Here is a 16,330-nt window from a genome sequence, read left to right on the forward strand (position 1 = left end):
TTCCCGCCATAAAAGTCGGGTTCGGTTCTCAAACTCTCGACGTTCTCGCCGCTTTGAAACCCGCTTCCGCGTGGACGGAAAGATGCGGGAGCGGCAGATTCGCTGATCCGGCCTCCGCGCAGCGAATCGTCAGACGGACGTTGTTCGCGCAGCACCGATCCGCCGTCGTTCGGCTTTGCCGGGTTTGCAGCGGGCGTTGCGGTTTTGTCATCAGCGTAACCGCCGCTTCCCCGGCCGACTCCGTACGGATCGGAGCGCAGATTTTCGTTGCCGTCCGTTTTTTTCGGGTTGGATGGCGATGTGCCGGAACCTTGGTTCGAAGCCGAAGAAGGCGACGCGGGAGCGCTGCTCGGTGCAGACACGCTTCGTTCCCTGCTCGGAGCTTCCGTAACGGGGATGCCGTCGACGGCCGAGCGGCCCAGACCGTCGAACGCTCCGCCGCTTTGCGACGCGCGCCCCATCATGTCCGGCAGCAGCTCGTCGAAGCTGCGATCCGGGTACTGATGCAGCGTGTTGAGCAGGTCCATGAAGTCGCGCACAACCTCTCGGGTAGTCAGCAGCGCATCAGCGCCCATCCGTCCCAGCTCGGACTCCATGAACCGGGTCAACTGCTGCTGGTCCAGGGTCGATTCATACCCGTAATGCGACGCGTGCAGACCGCGCAGCTTTTCCAGCAGGACGAGAATTTCGGCATGCGACAGCATCTCCAAACGCAAGATCGGCCCCGCGTAATGCAGCATGCCAGCGCCTTCGCCGAAGCGTCCCGCTACAAGCCGTGAACGTAGGGCGTCGTAACTGAACAGGCCTCTGCGCGTATCTTCCACGAACTGCGGCGTGCCGCCGAGGAAGATGCCCAGATGCTGCGCTTTGCCCTGCATGGTGTCGTTGAAGATCGTCAGTAGCTTTTCATAATTGCTTTGCCGCGAGACGGTATTCGTAATTTTGTACAGATTGACGCCTTCGTCGATAAACAGCAGCAATCCTTTGTAGCCGATCTTCGACATGAACTCCGCCCACAGCTTCATGTAATCGTACCAATTGTCGTCGTCGATAATGACGCCTACGCCGAGCGTTTTGCGCGCTTCCGTTTTGGTCGGGAACTCGCCTCGCAGCCAGCGCAGCGCATTTTGCTTCAACTCGTCGTCGGACATTTTGTAGCCGTTCCAATAAGCGGCAAGCACGCGCGCGAAGTCGAAGCCGTGCACCATATGCTCCATATTGCCCGTCACTTCGAAAATGCGGCGCTCTACCTCGACCGGAAGTTTTTCATCGTCCGGCCGCAGTCCCAGTTCCGCCATCGCCTGCTGCTGCAAAGACGCGAACCATTTTTGCAGCACCGCTTCCAGCGCGCCGCCGTCGGGACGGGTGCGCGTGGACAGATGCGTCATCAACTCGCGGTACGTGCCGAGTCCCTGCCCTTTCGTGCCGACCAACCGGCGTTCCGGCGACAGATCGGCGTCGGCTACCACAAAATCGCGATCCATCGCGTAATTGCGCAAAATCTGGATCAGAAAACTTTTCCCGCTGCCGTATCGGCCCGTAATCAGTTTGAACGCCGCGCCGCCTTCGGCCACGTTGCCCAGCTCCCGCAATACCGATTCGATCTCGAGCTTGCGCCCGACCGCTATATATTCAAGCCCGATCCGCGGAACCACGCCTGCGCTCAAAGAGTTCACCAGCGCCGACGAGATCCGCTTGGGGATCTTCGTTTGATTCACGTTCAGTCACCTCCGAATGTTGCCATGCCTAGCTCCGCACCACTATACCATACTCTTTCCCCATGTTCCGATTCAAAAACAAGCTTTCGCGAATTTTCGGAATTTCGTCGGATCATCGTTCATATAACCTCTCCAAGATCGGGACATATTCTTCCAGCACTTCGCCCGCGTCGATCAACAAATCCCCGATCGTCTCCATCGCGGCTTCGTTGATTCGGTCGATTACCGTCTCCGGCAGCTCGCCCGTCGCCCCGGCAATGCTCATTCGCTCGGCGTCGCTTGCATGCAGCAGCACCGCGCGCAGCATCTGCCGATCTGCCGAAGTCAGGAGCGCGGCCAGCGACTGCCAATCTTCATCCAGAGCTTCAGCGTCCCAGTCGTCTTCGCTTACGCTTGAAGGCTCAACAAGGTTTGTATCGGCTTCCAGGCTTTCGCGGTCAGACGGTTGCGGTTCGGAAAACGGAACATCCGAGGCCGGCGTCCCTGCGTTCGAGAGTTGAATAGCCGGATCATTTTCCCATGCGTTTGAGTGATCCTGTCCAGCTTCGGAAGATCGAACCGGATCGCTCGCTTTCCCTTCGATCTTCGAACCGCCAGCGACAGGATCAAACGAGAGAGCTCCCGGCACAGCGTCAACGGACCAGCCCTCTTCCGCGTCTTCCGGCAGCTCCATCGTTTCGAAGCCTTCGTACTCGGCGGTCTCGCCTTGCGCTTCCGTCTTCGGCTCCGCTATCGACTTCGCCGCATCCCCCGCGCTCATCAATTCTCCGGTCAACATGCGCAGCACTTCATCCGAATCACGGCGAAGCTTATCCAGCTCTTCAAGATTGAACCGCACCTCGGGCCGCTTGGGCGGTTCGGGCAATACGCGTTCTTCCGGCGGAACGAACTCGCGCTCTACCGCCGCCGCGATCGTCTCGGAAATCTCGGGGTCCAGCTTGATTCCGCGCAAGCGGCCGCCGAATTTAAACCGGGCACGAAGCTCATTTTCCGTCTGCCGCGTTACCTGTGTCATAAAGTCGCGAAGCTGCGCGTGCAGACTCAGCTTCGGCGCACGCACCAGGAACGTTCGCCCGTACGTTTCCGGATCGTAAACGGCGCTGCGGAACAAGTAGCGCTCCGTAATCCGTATATCGGCTGCGCGGAACAATCCCGTCAGCCGAATGCCGCGCGTGGTAATCAGATGTTCGTCGATGGCGCGAACCACGTGAGGCAAGACGCGAGGCAAAGCCTTTTTACCCGCATCCTTATAAAAGCGACTGGTCGTCATATCGTAATCCGACAGCCTCGCAATCAATTCCCATGTCAGCTCCGCAGGACTCTCCTCCAAACGGCGGGACAATTCGAGATCCAGCAATTCGCCTTTTAACTGTCCCGCCGTCTGTTCCAAAGCGGTCGAATCCGGCAAATCGAGCGAATTCACCAACGCAAATTCCCGGACCCAATCGGCCATGTAACCGTCCAGGCGACGGAAGCGGGCGCGGTAATTCTCCCATACCCGGATCATCGCGGAAAGTCCGTCCTGCGGATTGTCCCAACCTACGCCGTTGATCAATTCGTAGACATAGATGAACAGATAGGACAGGTCCGTCTCGACCTTTTCGCCTCGGCGGAATTGGGTTCTCCAGTAGAAGTACCATTGCTCCTGCTCCGGCTTCATTGCGGCATAGGTCGGCCAGTAGCTCGAAAAAGAAACGAACGGCACTTCCGATTCGGTACGGTCCGCATGCTCGCGCGCCCGCTCGATGAACTCTCGCTCCGCCGATTGCTGCTGCACGGGACGGATCGGACGGGCTTCGCCGCCGTACGCGGGTTGGCGACGCTTGGGCGGGATGTACGACGGGGTACGTTCCGGTTCGGGGCGCGACGTCTGAATGTCTCGCGGGTCCGGTTCGCGTTCCGAACCCGACGCTCCCGATCGGCCGCGCGAAGCATCGAAGCTTCTTCCGCCGCCTCCGTCAACGCGTGGCGGAATCGCCATCCCCCGACTCGGCGGCGTCTGCGATTGAACCTTGGCCTCGTCCACGAACATCTCGGCCATCCCGTCTTCTTTTCGCCAAGAAGGCAACTGAAAAGAAGGAACGTCCCTTAAAGGCGGTCTGGCTCCCGCGGCAGGCTTGCCTTTATTCGGGTCGATCAATAAATAGCTGCGAGTCAGCGAATCGTACAGTTTCAGCAAACGCACCTGCACGGCGCGCACCCGGGCATCGTTCATCTGCCCTTCGTCCGAATAAATCGCCAGACGAACCCTTGCCTCGGCGGCATCGATCCGGCTGAACAGCCGCGTCTCGTCCGAACGCACGGATGTATCCGGTTCAAGCAGCAGCAAAATATCCGCGCGCAGCGGGGCTTCAAAATCGGCCCGTTGCAGCGACGATACCGGGACCAGAATCAATCCGGCCTGCTTCGTATCCTCTTCTTCGTTCGGAGACGATTCGAGAAAACGCACGGGCAGACCGGCTTTCGGCGGCGGATCGACCGGGTCGCTGTGTTCCGCCAACGCCGCCAACAGCTCGCGCCGCCCGACGACCAGCATCCGGCAATCCGGCGATGCAGACAAAGTCTCCGCGATCCAAGTCCTCAATTCTTGCAACCTGTGCTCGACGCCGCCATACAGCCCTCCGTTCATGCCCCAGCCTGTCAAATAACGCAGGTGAACCAAAGCAGGGCTTGTTTCTTCGCTCTCTACCGGCTTGGGACCTTCCAGTTCGATCGGCAGCTCTCCGGCTATTGATTCGCCCGGCAATCCGATCCGCTGCCTGTACGAAAAGCCTGCGGAGATCAGGCCAGCCGATCCTCCGCCCGCCCCATGCTCGCGCAAACTGCGGGCAAACTCGGGGGCCTCCAAATCGATCCACCCGTCCTCCAAACGCAGATAGCGCCGTCCTTCGCTCCAAGCGTCCGTCAATTCGGCTGCCGTGAACTTTTGCTCCCCTACGCTCAATACGGGCTCGGCATGGACGACGCCTACCCCGCGATCCGGCACAGGTCCGCCGCGAAGCGACCAACTCCAATCCGATGCGTCATAGAGGCGATGCATATCGCGGAAACGAACCAGAGCGTCTCCCGTTACCATCGCTCCCCATTCGCGTTCGACCAAACGGGCGAATTCCGCAAGTTCGTCGCCCCGCACGGTTCCGCCGGATTCGCTGCCGAACAGGCGGCGCATCTGCTCCCGGTCCATGGCAGGCCGCATGAAGAAGGTTCCTCTCGCATCGGGCTCCGGCGAATCGGGCAAAGATTCCAAAAGAATCTGCGCCTCCGAATAATCGGCTTGTCCGCCTTCTTGCTTATCCGCCTTCGCATCCGTCCAAGCGGCTTGCAGGACATAGCCGTCCAGCCCCTGTAATCTCAATGTTTCATTCCCGCTCGCGACCTCGACTGCCGCGTAATCTTCGCCGCAATCCGTAATGTCGATATGTCCGACCGGCTCCGGCGAATATTCGATTTCGCTATGCACGCGCAATGAACGGTCGCGCATGGCCGGAATCGCCTGCACCAGCAGTTCTTCCCACTCGTCCGTTCCGATCCGCCGACCGATCCAGTCCAGATCGTCTTCTTCGAAGCCCGGCAGATCGATCAACTCATACCCGTTGTCCCCGAAGCGCCCCAACCAACCGGATTCCAGATAAGTCGAGCCTTCCGGCAGGCGTCCGATTAACGAGGAACGTTCATGATCAAGGAAAAAGGTCACGCCGTAATCGCCGTCCGGGTCTGCCATCATGGCAAGTTCGACCTCGTCGCCCAGATGCAGATGCAGCCCCGGCGCGTCGCCGCGCCCGATCGCCTTAAGCAGCGTATCGCGAACGACAAGCAGCCGGGAAGCGCGGATCGGCGTCTCTTCCCGGTTCAGCCGATACTCCGGCAGCATATAGCGCGGCAGCGGCGTCAGCGCATCGCGAAGCAGGACGGGACCTTCCCCGTCCGTCGCGCTCAGCCAGAATTTGCCCCCGCCGTCCGCGCTCAAATATAGATGATAGGAATAAGCTGCGGTTCTTGCGAAAAAGTCGCTCATTTTACTCCCCTAACGCTCTTGTCCGACAGATTGAACCTGTCTTCGAATCAAGAGATTGCCTGAATTTTCGATTCGTTCATTATACCACCGTTTATCCGCGGATAAATGCTTTTCGACAAGAAAAGGGGAACCTGTTTTCGCTTTTCTCAAAAAAAGCCGCCTTCCGTTAGGTAACGGAGGACGGCTGAATCGATCACGGATATGGCTTTATCGAAGACTAAAATTTAAACTGCCGGATCATCCGGTTGAGTCGGTCGGCGCTGTCGTTCGTTTTTCGGGCTTCTTCGGCGATTTGGTTGGCTTGGCTTACGGCGGCGGCCGTTTTATCGGCGATTTCTTCCGTGCCTTGCGCCGATTCGTTGTTGGAGCCGGAGATTTCGTTGATCGCTTGCGTCAAATTCTGAACCGAAGCGCTCAGCTGCTCGCTGGTGGAACTGAATTCGGCGACCATGCGGTCGATATACGTCGCGTCGTTCAGATAAGACTCGCTCGTTTTGTTCATCATCGCGTAATCATCGGCGATATTGCCCGTCAGCAGAGCGACCAGGCGCTGCGTGAACTGCTGCAGGTTGCCGACGGATTCCGTGACGCCGACCGTGATATTTTGGATCTGTCCGACCGTGTTTTTGGAAGCGTCGGCCAGTTTGCGGATTTCATCGGCAACGACCGCGAACCCTTTGCCCGCTTCGCCCGCGCGCGCCGCTTCGATCGAAGCATTCAAGGCAAGCAAATTCGTTTGTTGGGTGATTTGCAGGATCGCTTCGCTGAGCGCTTTGATCTCGTCGACCGATTTGGACTTTTCGAGCGCTTCGTCGAGACCGCTTTTGACTTCTGCGTACACGACCGACGTCTCGGCGATCGACCGCTCCAACGCCGTTTTGAGGTCGCCGGCCCGCCGGCTGATGACCGCCGCTTCGCCCGCCCCTTCCTGCGCGCCTTTGGCGATCGATTCGATCGCTTTTTCGAATTCGTCCGCGGACGCGTTGATCTGCTGCGCCGAAGCCGCCGTTTCTTCCATTCCCGCCGACATGTTTTGCGTCGTCGCCGATACGTCCTGCAAATCCCGGTCCATATCGGTAAACAGGACGTTCGCGGCTCCCGCCGCTTCTTTGAGGTACACGGCTTCCTGGTTGACGGAACTGATGATTTGCTTGGTATTATCGTGCATTTTGTTCATCGAGCGTATCAACACGCCTGTCTCGTCCTTGTTGTTCTCGTAATTGCGCGGCAGTTCCCGGGAAAAGTCGCCTTGAGCCATGAGTTCCAGTTGTTCGGAAGCCGCGCGGATCGGACGCACGATGCCCCGTACCGCGAAGAACAGAACGGTCAAAGCGATCAATAGGGCGACGATCGCGATGACAGCCATCGTCGCCAGCATGCCGTACAATTCGTTCATGTAAAAACTGACCGGCAAAAAAGTCACGACGTTCATGTTCAGCACGTCGTTTTTGATAAAGGAAGCCAGGTACTTCACGCCGTCGATCGTGACGTAACCCGTGCCTTTTTCGGCGGTCGCAAGCTGCTGCATCCCTTGTTCGTTGTCCAGTTCGTTAAAATCGGTTTTGAGGATTTGATCGGCGTTTTGCGACGCGATGACCAAGCCTTTATCGTCGGTGACCACGGTCGTGATGACCTGGTCGTCCTGCTTGTTCGTGATTCCTTTGAGCAAAACGTCGATATCGATCGGAAGGCCGAAAACGCTCAGCACTTGATCGGCGGTATTTTTGACGGGCGAAGCGATCGCGATGACGGGACGTCCCGTTACCGGCGACGTTTGCAAATCGCCCACGACCGGACCGCCGCTGTCGAGTACCGGTTTGTACCACGGAGAAGTCGACAGCATGTCGGTTCCTTGGGAAGCGCCGGACAAACCGTCCAGATACAAAATGTCTTCGTATGTGAAAAAGATGTTTTCGTACAGCCCGTTCGAATTCGCCAACTTTCGATTGAGGCTGTTTTGAATACGATCGAAACCGGCCCGGTCGGTCACGCCCGTGTCGTTCAATTTTTCGAAGTAGTCGACAGTGAATAATTCTTCCGAAATCGAATTCGCCATATTCTGCTGCGAAGCGATGATCCGTTCGAGCTCGGTCGCTTTTTCGTTCGCCACCCGCGTCAACGAGTCCGAGTTCAGTTTTTCGTAAGAACGGGTCGTCATGTAGCCGATGGCGGCAACGGACACGATCATGGATAACGCGATTCCCAAGGCCGTGATGGACATAATGCGCGAAAACAAACTTTTGTTCAGGCTTCGAAAAGATTTCATTGTTGAAAAAGGCTCCTCTATCGTATAATTTTATACAATTTGATCACTTGGAATTAGAGAGTGTGCGATCTAGTTCCATTCGACTATTAACCTCTTTTTGCTTGGTTGATTCACCTTTTAGTCGGATAAAGAAAATATTTAAATTTTTATTTCTCAAGAAAGTCGGTCGATCGCTAAAACCGTTGGTACGAAAAGCTTTTGGACTTACCTGCAAAATAAAAAGATCCATTTCTTATAAAGAAAAGAAATGGATCTAAAGACCTATCAATCTATGCAATTAACAATGAAGAATTCGATCAGAATTTAAATTGGCGCATGATGGCGTTCAAGCGATCGGCGCTGTCGTTCGTTTTTTGCGCTTCTCCGGCGATTCCGTTCGCTTTGTCCACGACCGAAGCCGTTTTGTCCGCGATTTCTTCCGTGCCTTCCGCCGCTTCGTTGTTGGAACCGGAGATTTCCTGGATCGCCTGCGCCAGGTTCTGCACGGACGCGCTCAGCCGCTCGCTGGTGGAACTGAATTCGGACACCATGCGGTCCATGTAATTGGCGTCGTTCAAGTAAGCTTCGCCGGTTCGGTTCATCATGGCGTAATCTTCCATCACTTTGCCGGTCAACAGTTCGACGAGCCGCTGCGTAAATTGCTGAAGATTCCCTACCGATTCCGTGACGTTTCCGGTAATCGTCTGAATCTGTCCGACCGTGTTTTTCGAAGCGTCGGCCAGTTTGCGGATTTCGTCCGCCACGACCGCGAATCCTTTGCCCGCTTCGCCCGCTCTCGCGGCTTCGATCGACGCATTGAGCGCAAGCAGGTTGGTCTGCTGGGTGATTTGCAGGATCGCTTCGCTGAGCGCTTTGATCTCGTCGACGGATTTAGAGTTTTCGAGCGCTTCGTCCAAGCCGGATTTCACTTCGTCGTACGCGCCCTTCGTTTCCGTGATCGATCGTTCCAACGCGCTTTTCAAATCTTCCGCGCGCTTGCTGATGACGGCCGCTTCTTCCGCGCCTTCGTGGGCCCCCGCCGCGATCGAGCCGATCGCTTTTTCGAATTCGTTCGTGGACGCGTTGATCTGCTGCGCCGAAGCCGCCGTTTCTTCCATCCCCGCCGACATATTTTGCGTCGTCGCCGACACGTCCTGCAATTCCCGATCGATCTCGGCAAACATCGCGCTCGCGGCGGCTGCCGATTCTTTGAGGTAAGCCGATTCTTGATTGACCGACCGGATGATTTGCTTGGTGTTTTCCTGCATGTTGTTCATCGAACGGATCAACATGCCCGTTTCGTCCGATTTTTTCCCGTAGCTTTCCGGCATTTCCCGGGAAAAGTCGCCCTGCGCCATCGCTTCCAATTGACCGGACGCCGCGCGGATCGGACGCACGATGTTGCGAACGACTATGAACATCACCGTTAAAGCAATCAGCAAGGCGCCGACGGCGATCAAGATCATCGCGGCCAACATGCCGTACAGTGTATCCATATAACTGCTGACGGGCAAAAAAGTCACGACGTTCATATTCAACACATCGTTTTTGATGAAAGCTGCCAAATACCGCTCGCCGTCGATCGTAATGTAACCCGTGCCGTTCGACGCCGTCGAAAGCTGCGTCATGCCTTTTTGATTGTTTAATTGGTTAAAGTCGGTTTGCAGGACTTGATCGGCATCCTGCGAAGCAATGACCAGGCCGCTCGGGTCGGTCACCACGGTCGAAATAATCTGCTGCTCTTCTTTATGGGTTACCCCGCTCAACAGAACGTTGAGATCGATAGGCAGCGCGAACACGCTCAATACCTTGTTCGTCTCCGGGCCTTTGACCGGCGAAGCGATCGCGATGGCGGGACGTCCCGTCACCGGGGAAGTCTGCACATCGCCGACCAACGAATTCCCGCTGTCGAGCACCGGCTTGTACCACGGCGAAGTCGACAGCATATCCGTGCCCTCGGACACGCCCGATAAGCCGTCCGCGTAAACTTTGTCGGCATAGGTGAAAAATATGTTTTCGTACAATCCGTTCGAACCGTTCAATTTCCGGTTCAAGGATTCTCGAATACGCGCAGAATCCGCCGGATCGGCCGTTCCCGTCCGATCCAACTTTTCAAAAAAATCGACATTGAAAATCTCGCTCGCGATCGAATCGGCCGCGTTACGCTGCGCGGTGATGGTCCGCTCCAGCTCGGTCGTTTTTTCGTTTGCCGTCCGGTTCAAGGAATCGCTGTTCAGCGTTTCGTACGAACGCGTTGTCATGTAGCCGATCGCGGCTACAGAAGCGGCCAAGGCCAGAGCCATGCTTAAAGCGATCACGAACATAATACGTAAAAATAAACTTTGAGTCATTCCTCGAAATCTGTTCATAACAGTTCCTTTCCTGTTTCCACGCAAAAACCCTATAGATAAGGCATGCATAAAATTCGATATTTTTCGACTTCTTAAAATGTTTTTTGTCGCCTTGCATTCTTTTATTTATTCGACATTCCTGTTCGCAATATGTATAGCTTGCTCCGACTATTGGACAAAATCATTCTGCCGGATAAACAAAAAATCCCGCCCTCCCCTTCACGGCGGATTGCGAGATTGTTCGATCATGCGATTCGAATATCTTCCATTTTCGTACAAACCTTGTCGGGCAGCCGTGCAAAGAAACTGCCCGATCAAATGTATGCTTACTTATTCGTCGTCATCAGTACCTGCACCGCTTCCGCTCTCGTCGAAGGGGCATTAGGCGCGAACCGCCCGTCCGGACGGCCTTGAAGCAGACCGGCTTCGGCCAAAGCCGCAGTCGCTTCCTCGGCCCATGCCGGAATATCCGCCGAATCCCGGAAGATCGGAGCCGCTTCCGCGCTTCCTTTCAGGTTCAACGCCCGGACCAGCATAACGGCCATTTCCGCCCGCGTGATCGGCTCGTCAGGACGGAAATTCCCGTCCGTGTCGCCCTGAATCCAACCCAGCGCATAGGCCTGTGCTGCCGACTCCCTCGACCAGGCGCGAATCGCCGCACGATCCGCGAATGCCGTAAGCTCCGGCCGATCGTCGTTATCTGCTTCGGGCAGGGCTGCATCCGCCGCGCTTCCCGTCGGCAGCAACGTCCGGACCAGCATCGCCGTGAATTCGGCTCGCGTTACCGCCTCCGCGGGACGAAACGTGCCGTCGGCATAACCTTTGACGATGCCGCTCGATACCGCTTCGCGAATCAGGTTCGCAGCCCAATGGCCGGACAGGTCCGCGAAGTCCGCCGAAGGCATCTCTGCGCCTCCGCCGGAAGCTCCTTCATTTCCGGCTTCGGCTTTTTTCGCCGCCAATACCGCAAATTGGCCCGCACCGCTCACTTCTACCGTAATCCGCGACCGATCCGGCAGGTCTTGGCCGATCGCGTCTTTGCCGGATTCGATCGTTCCGCCTTCGATTTCACTCCAAGGGTCGGACGAATCTTTTCGATAAAAGACGGCAGCACGCTCCCCGTTCGACAGTTTGGCTGGATCGAACGTCAAGGTCAGGTTTGCCGGGCGCAGGAAATCGGAAAGGTCGCTTTTGGTCAGCTTGTACGTCGGACCCAGCGATTCGACTCCGTCCGGCAATCCGCTTTCCGAAGACGGCAGTACGCGAATTTCGATATCCGCTTGCCGGTCTGTCGCGCCTGTCGGAATTCGCAGCCAGATTCCCGATCCCAGGCTTTCTTCCCCCGCCTGACCGGCTGCCAGCGTGAGCTTTCCGTCTCCCGCGCGATCGCCGGCACTTCCAGAAACCGAAGAATCAAAATCGGAAGGCACAGGATCAACCGGAGACGGCACCGAAGGAGCCGGAATAACCGGAGGCTGTACCACCGAGGCCTTATTGACCGTGACTTTCCGTTCCGCTGCCGCCGTTTGGCCGATCGGGTTATCAACCGTATAGCGTAGCGTGTACACGCCCGGTTTTTGGGAATCTACCGTTCCTTGCGTCCGGATACGGTCCGCCAGATCCCCATAATAGGAATCCGAAGCGGTCGCGCCCGGATCGAGGAATATCCCGCCTTCTTCGATCGTCATATCGGTCTTGCCGTTAAGCGTCAAGACAGGCGGTTCGATAACATGGACGATTCGTTTCGCTTCCGCCTCGTTGTCTGCCGGGTCGCTTACCCGGTAAACAAGCTCGTACGCTCCCGCCTGATTCGTATCGACCGCGCCCGACACCGTGATCATGCTGGAGAGATCGCCTCCTTGATCATCTTCGGCCGCGGCGCCCGGATCGGAGAAATTCGCTCCGATCCCTACGACCGTCGGGTTCTCGCCGTTCAGTTTAATGACCGGCGCCGTCATATCGTAAATCCGGCTCAGCGGAGCGGAAGGCACATTTCCGTTGCCCGCCGCGTCGCGAAACGCTCCGGCCGACATATTCACCGTCACTGCACCTTCGCCGTCCGGCGCGACATCGAAGCTATACACCCTGTTCGTGCCAGATGCCCGGACATTGCTCGCGGTTCCGTTGACGACTTCGATACGCCCTTCGTCCAAGACGACGACGTCTTCGCTGAAGGTAGCCGTCACTTCGAACGACCCGTTCACCGAATTGCCCGCCGTTGTCGTCAGCGCCACGGTCGGCGCGGTTGCGTCATACTGAAGACTCAACACATTGGAGGCCGTATTCAAGACTCCTCTGGCACTCTGAACCGCTCCTGCCGGTATAGCGATTTGGACTGCGCCCTCCGCTGTCGGAAGGATGTTTAACGTATAGGTTTGTCCGTTACCAACAACGGATTGCGCCAGACCGTTGACCACCTGCACATCCGTCACGTCAAAACCCGCGGTGTTTTCGCTGAACGACGCAACGACTTCAAACAGCTTGTTCGTCGGATCGTTCGCCGTCGTCGTCAAAACGACAGTCAGAGGCGCAAGCATTTGCCAACGCGCGTGCAGTGTTAGATCCCGGCTGATTACCGTTGACCGCGTGACCTGTTCGCCGCCCACCGATTCCGTATACCAGCCTTCGAAAGAGTACCCCGCGCGCGTCGGAGAAGCGGGAAGCATCAGCCCGGCTTGCTCCAGACTCGTCGCGTACAAAACGATCGGGCTCGGCACCGCGCTCGTACCTCCGTTCAGTTCAAAAGTCAGGGTGTAACGGTCATGCACTACCTGTGGACCCATAACGGAAACGCTGATCGTTCCGGTATCGTAAACTCTTCCGCTTCCGCTGATTTTTCCTTGCCCGTTGATGATTCCCGCATTTTCGACCGTAACGCCCGCCGGAACATTCAACTGCTGCCCCGACGGAATCGTGATCGTCCCTGTATTGATCAAGGAAAAGAACGGACGGGAGGCCGAGTTTCCCGCTCCGACAGCCGGACCGGTTCCGGCATCGGTGGAAAGAACGACGGTTCCGCCTTCGATCCTGATTTCTCCCCCCGCGCCTTGATAGCCTCCTCCGATTCCCGCTCCGAAGGTCCCGCCCGTCGCCGTAACCGTTCCGCTTTCGATAATGATCGTTCCCGCCGTTTCATTACGGCCGCCCCCGATTCCCGCTCCGTACATGCCTCCCCTTGCCGTCAAGCTCCCTCCGCCCGTTGCTCTGATCGCGAGCGAAGCGCCTTGAGGCACCCCGATCGCCGCAGCCATCTCGGAGGTCTCGATCGACAGGTCGTATCCTGACAAGTCCAGCGTAAGGCTCCGGCCCGCAGGAACCGCCACATAGCGTCCCTGTTCCGAAATATTGCGATCCAGTTCGATGATCGTGCCGCTGGCACTATCCCGAAGAGCCGCGTACAGCGTAGCCCAGTCCGACGCCGTAACCCGATTTTCTTCGGCACGCACGGATAGCCCTCCGGCTGCGAACATGCCCGTTGTCACGAGCATTACGCACATTAGAAGACGTAAACTTCCTTTCCATAACCTTGCGGTCGCCGATCGACGCTTTTGTATGTTCATGACCCTTTCCTCCCGGTTCTCTTTGTTCGAATGGCAAGCTTACCGAATTGATCTTTATCAGTATAAGCGAGTGTCGATTTTGTGAACACTACCGTTATTCGCAAACGCCGACTATTTTTTTCGCGGCGGACAAAGGCGGACAAAAAAAGACTCAAATCCCGCTATCACAGCGAAATTTGAGCTTTCTGATCGGAACTCAGACCGTTTTTCGTATATACGATCCGCTTTTTATTTCAAATTGACTTTCAATACGTTCCCGGCTGCTCCGCCGAACACGATCTTTCCGCCTTCCGGCAGGACCGCCGTATTCGAACCCATCGCGACCGACAGACCTACAGGCGCGCCGTTGGCATCGTAGACCGCGAAGCCCGTGCCTTCCGGCAGTTCTGCCGTCAATGTTTTGCCTGCCAGGCTCGCCGGAATATCGAACCAACGCACGCTGCCCGAAGCGGGAATCGTCACGAGGGAAGCATGCCCGGCGTAGATCGGCTGAATCGCGTCTTCGCTCACATAAGTGCGGCCGTCGGCTTGCAGATACTCGATGCCGCCTTGGCGGGAGAAGTCCAGATCGAACGTATCGCGACCGTTCATGACCGGAATTTCGGCAACGTTGACCGCATGATCGGCATCAACGATTTTCGTTCCGTTGGCGTAGCCGCCGCTCGCATCAAGCTTGATCGTTTTCGTCAGCACGGAAGGCGCGATGTAAAAGAGCGAATTAATCTTCTCGTCCAGCGCGTAGTAGGTCTTGCCTTCGCGCTGTTTCCAGGCTGCCGCCGCCGAAGCTTCTACCGGATTCGCGTCCAGCTTCTGCACTTCGTAAAAGGCCATGCGCGAACTTCCGATCGACGGAAATTGAAGATCGCTGGTAATGCGCATGTACGTGTGGCCGTTCGTCTGCTCGTCGAAACCCAGCACGGCGCGGCCGTCTTCGCTCGTAAACTCGCCGTCTCCGGTATAGACGTAAGACTGGGCCGGAATCATGTCGCTCATGAGAGCGGGCATTTGGATGGCGCCGTTTTCGATTTTGACGATGCGCGTCTCTCCTACGTTGCCGTACAAGCCGCTGTATTTGTCCATGCTTGCCGGCATGGCTTGTTTGACCGGTTTTTGGAACGTCTGTTCAGGCAAAATGTTCGTGATTTTCCCGGTCTGCTTCAGATACTCCAACAGGATGTCGGTACCCGCCGTCGTGTTGAATACGGACGAGCCGCCGGACGTGACGAACGCGATCGAAATATCGTCGTCGGGCAAAGTAATCAGCGCGGAGTGGTACATGATCGTGTCGCCGCCTTTGGTTGCCGCCCGGATGTTGTAGTCGCCGAATGGTTCGAGATCGACGGAATCCCAGCCGAGTCCGTAACCGAACGCGTTTTTCGTATCCGGCACCCAGACGCCGTTACGGTACTCCGGCTGAAGCATCGCTTCCGCGGACGCTGCGGACAGCAGCTCGGGATGCTTGCCGCTCAGGACTTCGGAGAACAGCGTCATTTCTTCCGCGGTCGAGTAGACGCCGCCCGTGCCGAGGATATTGGCGTTTTCCGGCAGCAGCGCATTCGGAATGCCCGGCAGGCGGATCGGTTCGAGCTGGTTGCGGTCGAAAGTATCCAGCGGCGTTTTCGTGGAGGTCAGGCCGAGCGGTTCGCTGACGTTCTTTTGCAAAAACTCGCTGTAGCCCATGCCGCTCACGCGTTCCACCAGCAGCTCCAGCAGTTGGAAGCCGTCGTTGGCGTATACGGAATATTCGCCCGGGTCGGACTTGAGGCGCTGCTTGCTTAGATTGCTGAGCAGTTGATCGTAGTTCTGCGTGTCGTTGTCTCCGAGCAGCATGCTGTTTTTGTAATGGGAACCGTACAAGCCGGCCGAATGGTTCATCAGCATGCGCGGCGTGATCTCTTTGTAGCGCTCGTCCGCCATTTTGAAATCGGAAATGTACGTCGTCAGCGGTTTGTCCATATCGATTTTGCCGTCGTCGACAAGCATCATCGTCGCGGCGGTCACGTACATTTTGCTGACCGATCCGATGCCGAACATGCTGCCCGCGTCGATGTTTTGCTTATTGCCGCTGTCGTCCAACGTCGTGCCGCCGGACAGCACCACTTTGCCGCCGTCGCGAATCGCGTACTGCGCCCCGGTCACGCCGTAGTTCGCCATCAGCGCCTCGACCATTTCTTTCGCTTTGGCTTGCGCGGCGTTTTTCTGTTCGACCGTCTGCGCGGATGCCGCAGGATTCGCCGCTTGCGCGGAACTTTGTCCCTCGGCTACCGGAAGGGCCAGAAGCAGCGCGAGAAGCGCAGCCGTACTTGTTTTTTTCCAAACGTTTATCGGTTGTGTCATGTTTATTCATCCTCTCGAAAAAGTGTGGGATACCGTTTCTCCATGCACAAAGCATACCGCACAAGCCTAAGCCGAACGAAAAAATGCCCCGAAACGCAAAAAAA

Annotated in this window: 5 protein-coding genes and 1 pseudogene; all 6 read right to left on the reverse strand. The window is 56.8% G+C overall.

Features of this window, described 5'->3' with window-relative positions; translation table 11 throughout:
* Window positions 1–470: 470 nt before the first annotated feature.
* Window positions 471–1,718: pseudogene (locus SACSAC_RS28390) on the reverse strand (ATP-binding protein); the annotation flags it as partial.
* A 112-nt stretch (window positions 1,719–1,830) separates the two neighbouring features.
* Window positions 1,831–5,733 (reverse strand): TerB N-terminal domain-containing protein, encoded by a 3,903-nt coding sequence (locus SACSAC_RS08225; RefSeq protein WP_037285239.1) that lies wholly within the window; start codon window positions 5,731–5,733, stop codon window positions 1,831–1,833.
* Window positions 5,734–5,950: 217 nt separating this feature from the next.
* Complete coding sequence (locus tag SACSAC_RS08230; RefSeq protein ID WP_245608607.1) at window positions 5,951–7,999, reverse strand: methyl-accepting chemotaxis protein; 2,049 nt, start codon at window positions 7,997–7,999, stop codon at window positions 5,951–5,953.
* Between the two features lie 296 nt (window positions 8,000–8,295).
* Window positions 8,296–10,347 (reverse strand): methyl-accepting chemotaxis protein, encoded by a 2,052-nt coding sequence (locus SACSAC_RS08235; protein ID WP_245608608.1) that lies wholly within the window; start codon window positions 10,345–10,347, stop codon window positions 8,296–8,298.
* Window positions 10,348–10,655: 308 nt separating this feature from the next.
* Window positions 10,656–13,889, reverse strand: a complete 3,234-nt coding sequence (locus SACSAC_RS08240; protein ID WP_084777972.1) for an immunoglobulin-like domain-containing protein — start codon at window positions 13,887–13,889, stop codon at window positions 10,656–10,658.
* A gap of 228 nt (window positions 13,890–14,117) precedes the next feature.
* Window positions 14,118–16,226, reverse strand: coding sequence for a serine hydrolase domain-containing protein (locus SACSAC_RS08245; RefSeq protein ID WP_084777973.1), 2,109 nt, complete (start codon window positions 16,224–16,226; stop codon window positions 14,118–14,120).
* Window positions 16,227–16,330: the final 104 nt, after the last annotated feature.

The organism is Saccharibacillus sacchari DSM 19268, from assembly GCF_000585395.1.
GTDB classification, from domain to species: Bacteria; Bacillota; Bacilli; order Paenibacillales; family Paenibacillaceae; genus Saccharibacillus; species Saccharibacillus sacchari.

What these genes read in the sequence shown, in the direction of transcription:
- SACSAC_RS08235 (WP_245608608.1), bottom strand. Translation starts at nt 10,347, where the DNA reads ATGAACAGATTTCGAGGAATGACTCAAAGTTTATTTTTACGTATTATG.
- SACSAC_RS08245 (WP_084777973.1), bottom strand. Translation starts at nt 16,226, where the DNA reads ATGACACAACCGATAAACGTTTGGAAAAAAACAAGTACGGCTGCGCTT.
- SACSAC_RS08225 (WP_037285239.1), bottom strand. Translation starts at nt 5,733, where the DNA reads ATGAGCGACTTTTTCGCAAGAACCGCAGCTTATTCCTATCATCTATAT.
- SACSAC_RS08240 (WP_084777972.1), bottom strand. Translation starts at nt 13,889, where the DNA reads ATGAACATACAAAAGCGTCGATCGGCGACCGCAAGGTTATGGAAAGGA.
- SACSAC_RS08230 (WP_245608607.1), bottom strand. Translation starts at nt 7,999, where the DNA reads ATGAAATCTTTTCGAAGCCTGAACAAAAGTTTGTTTTCGCGCATTATG.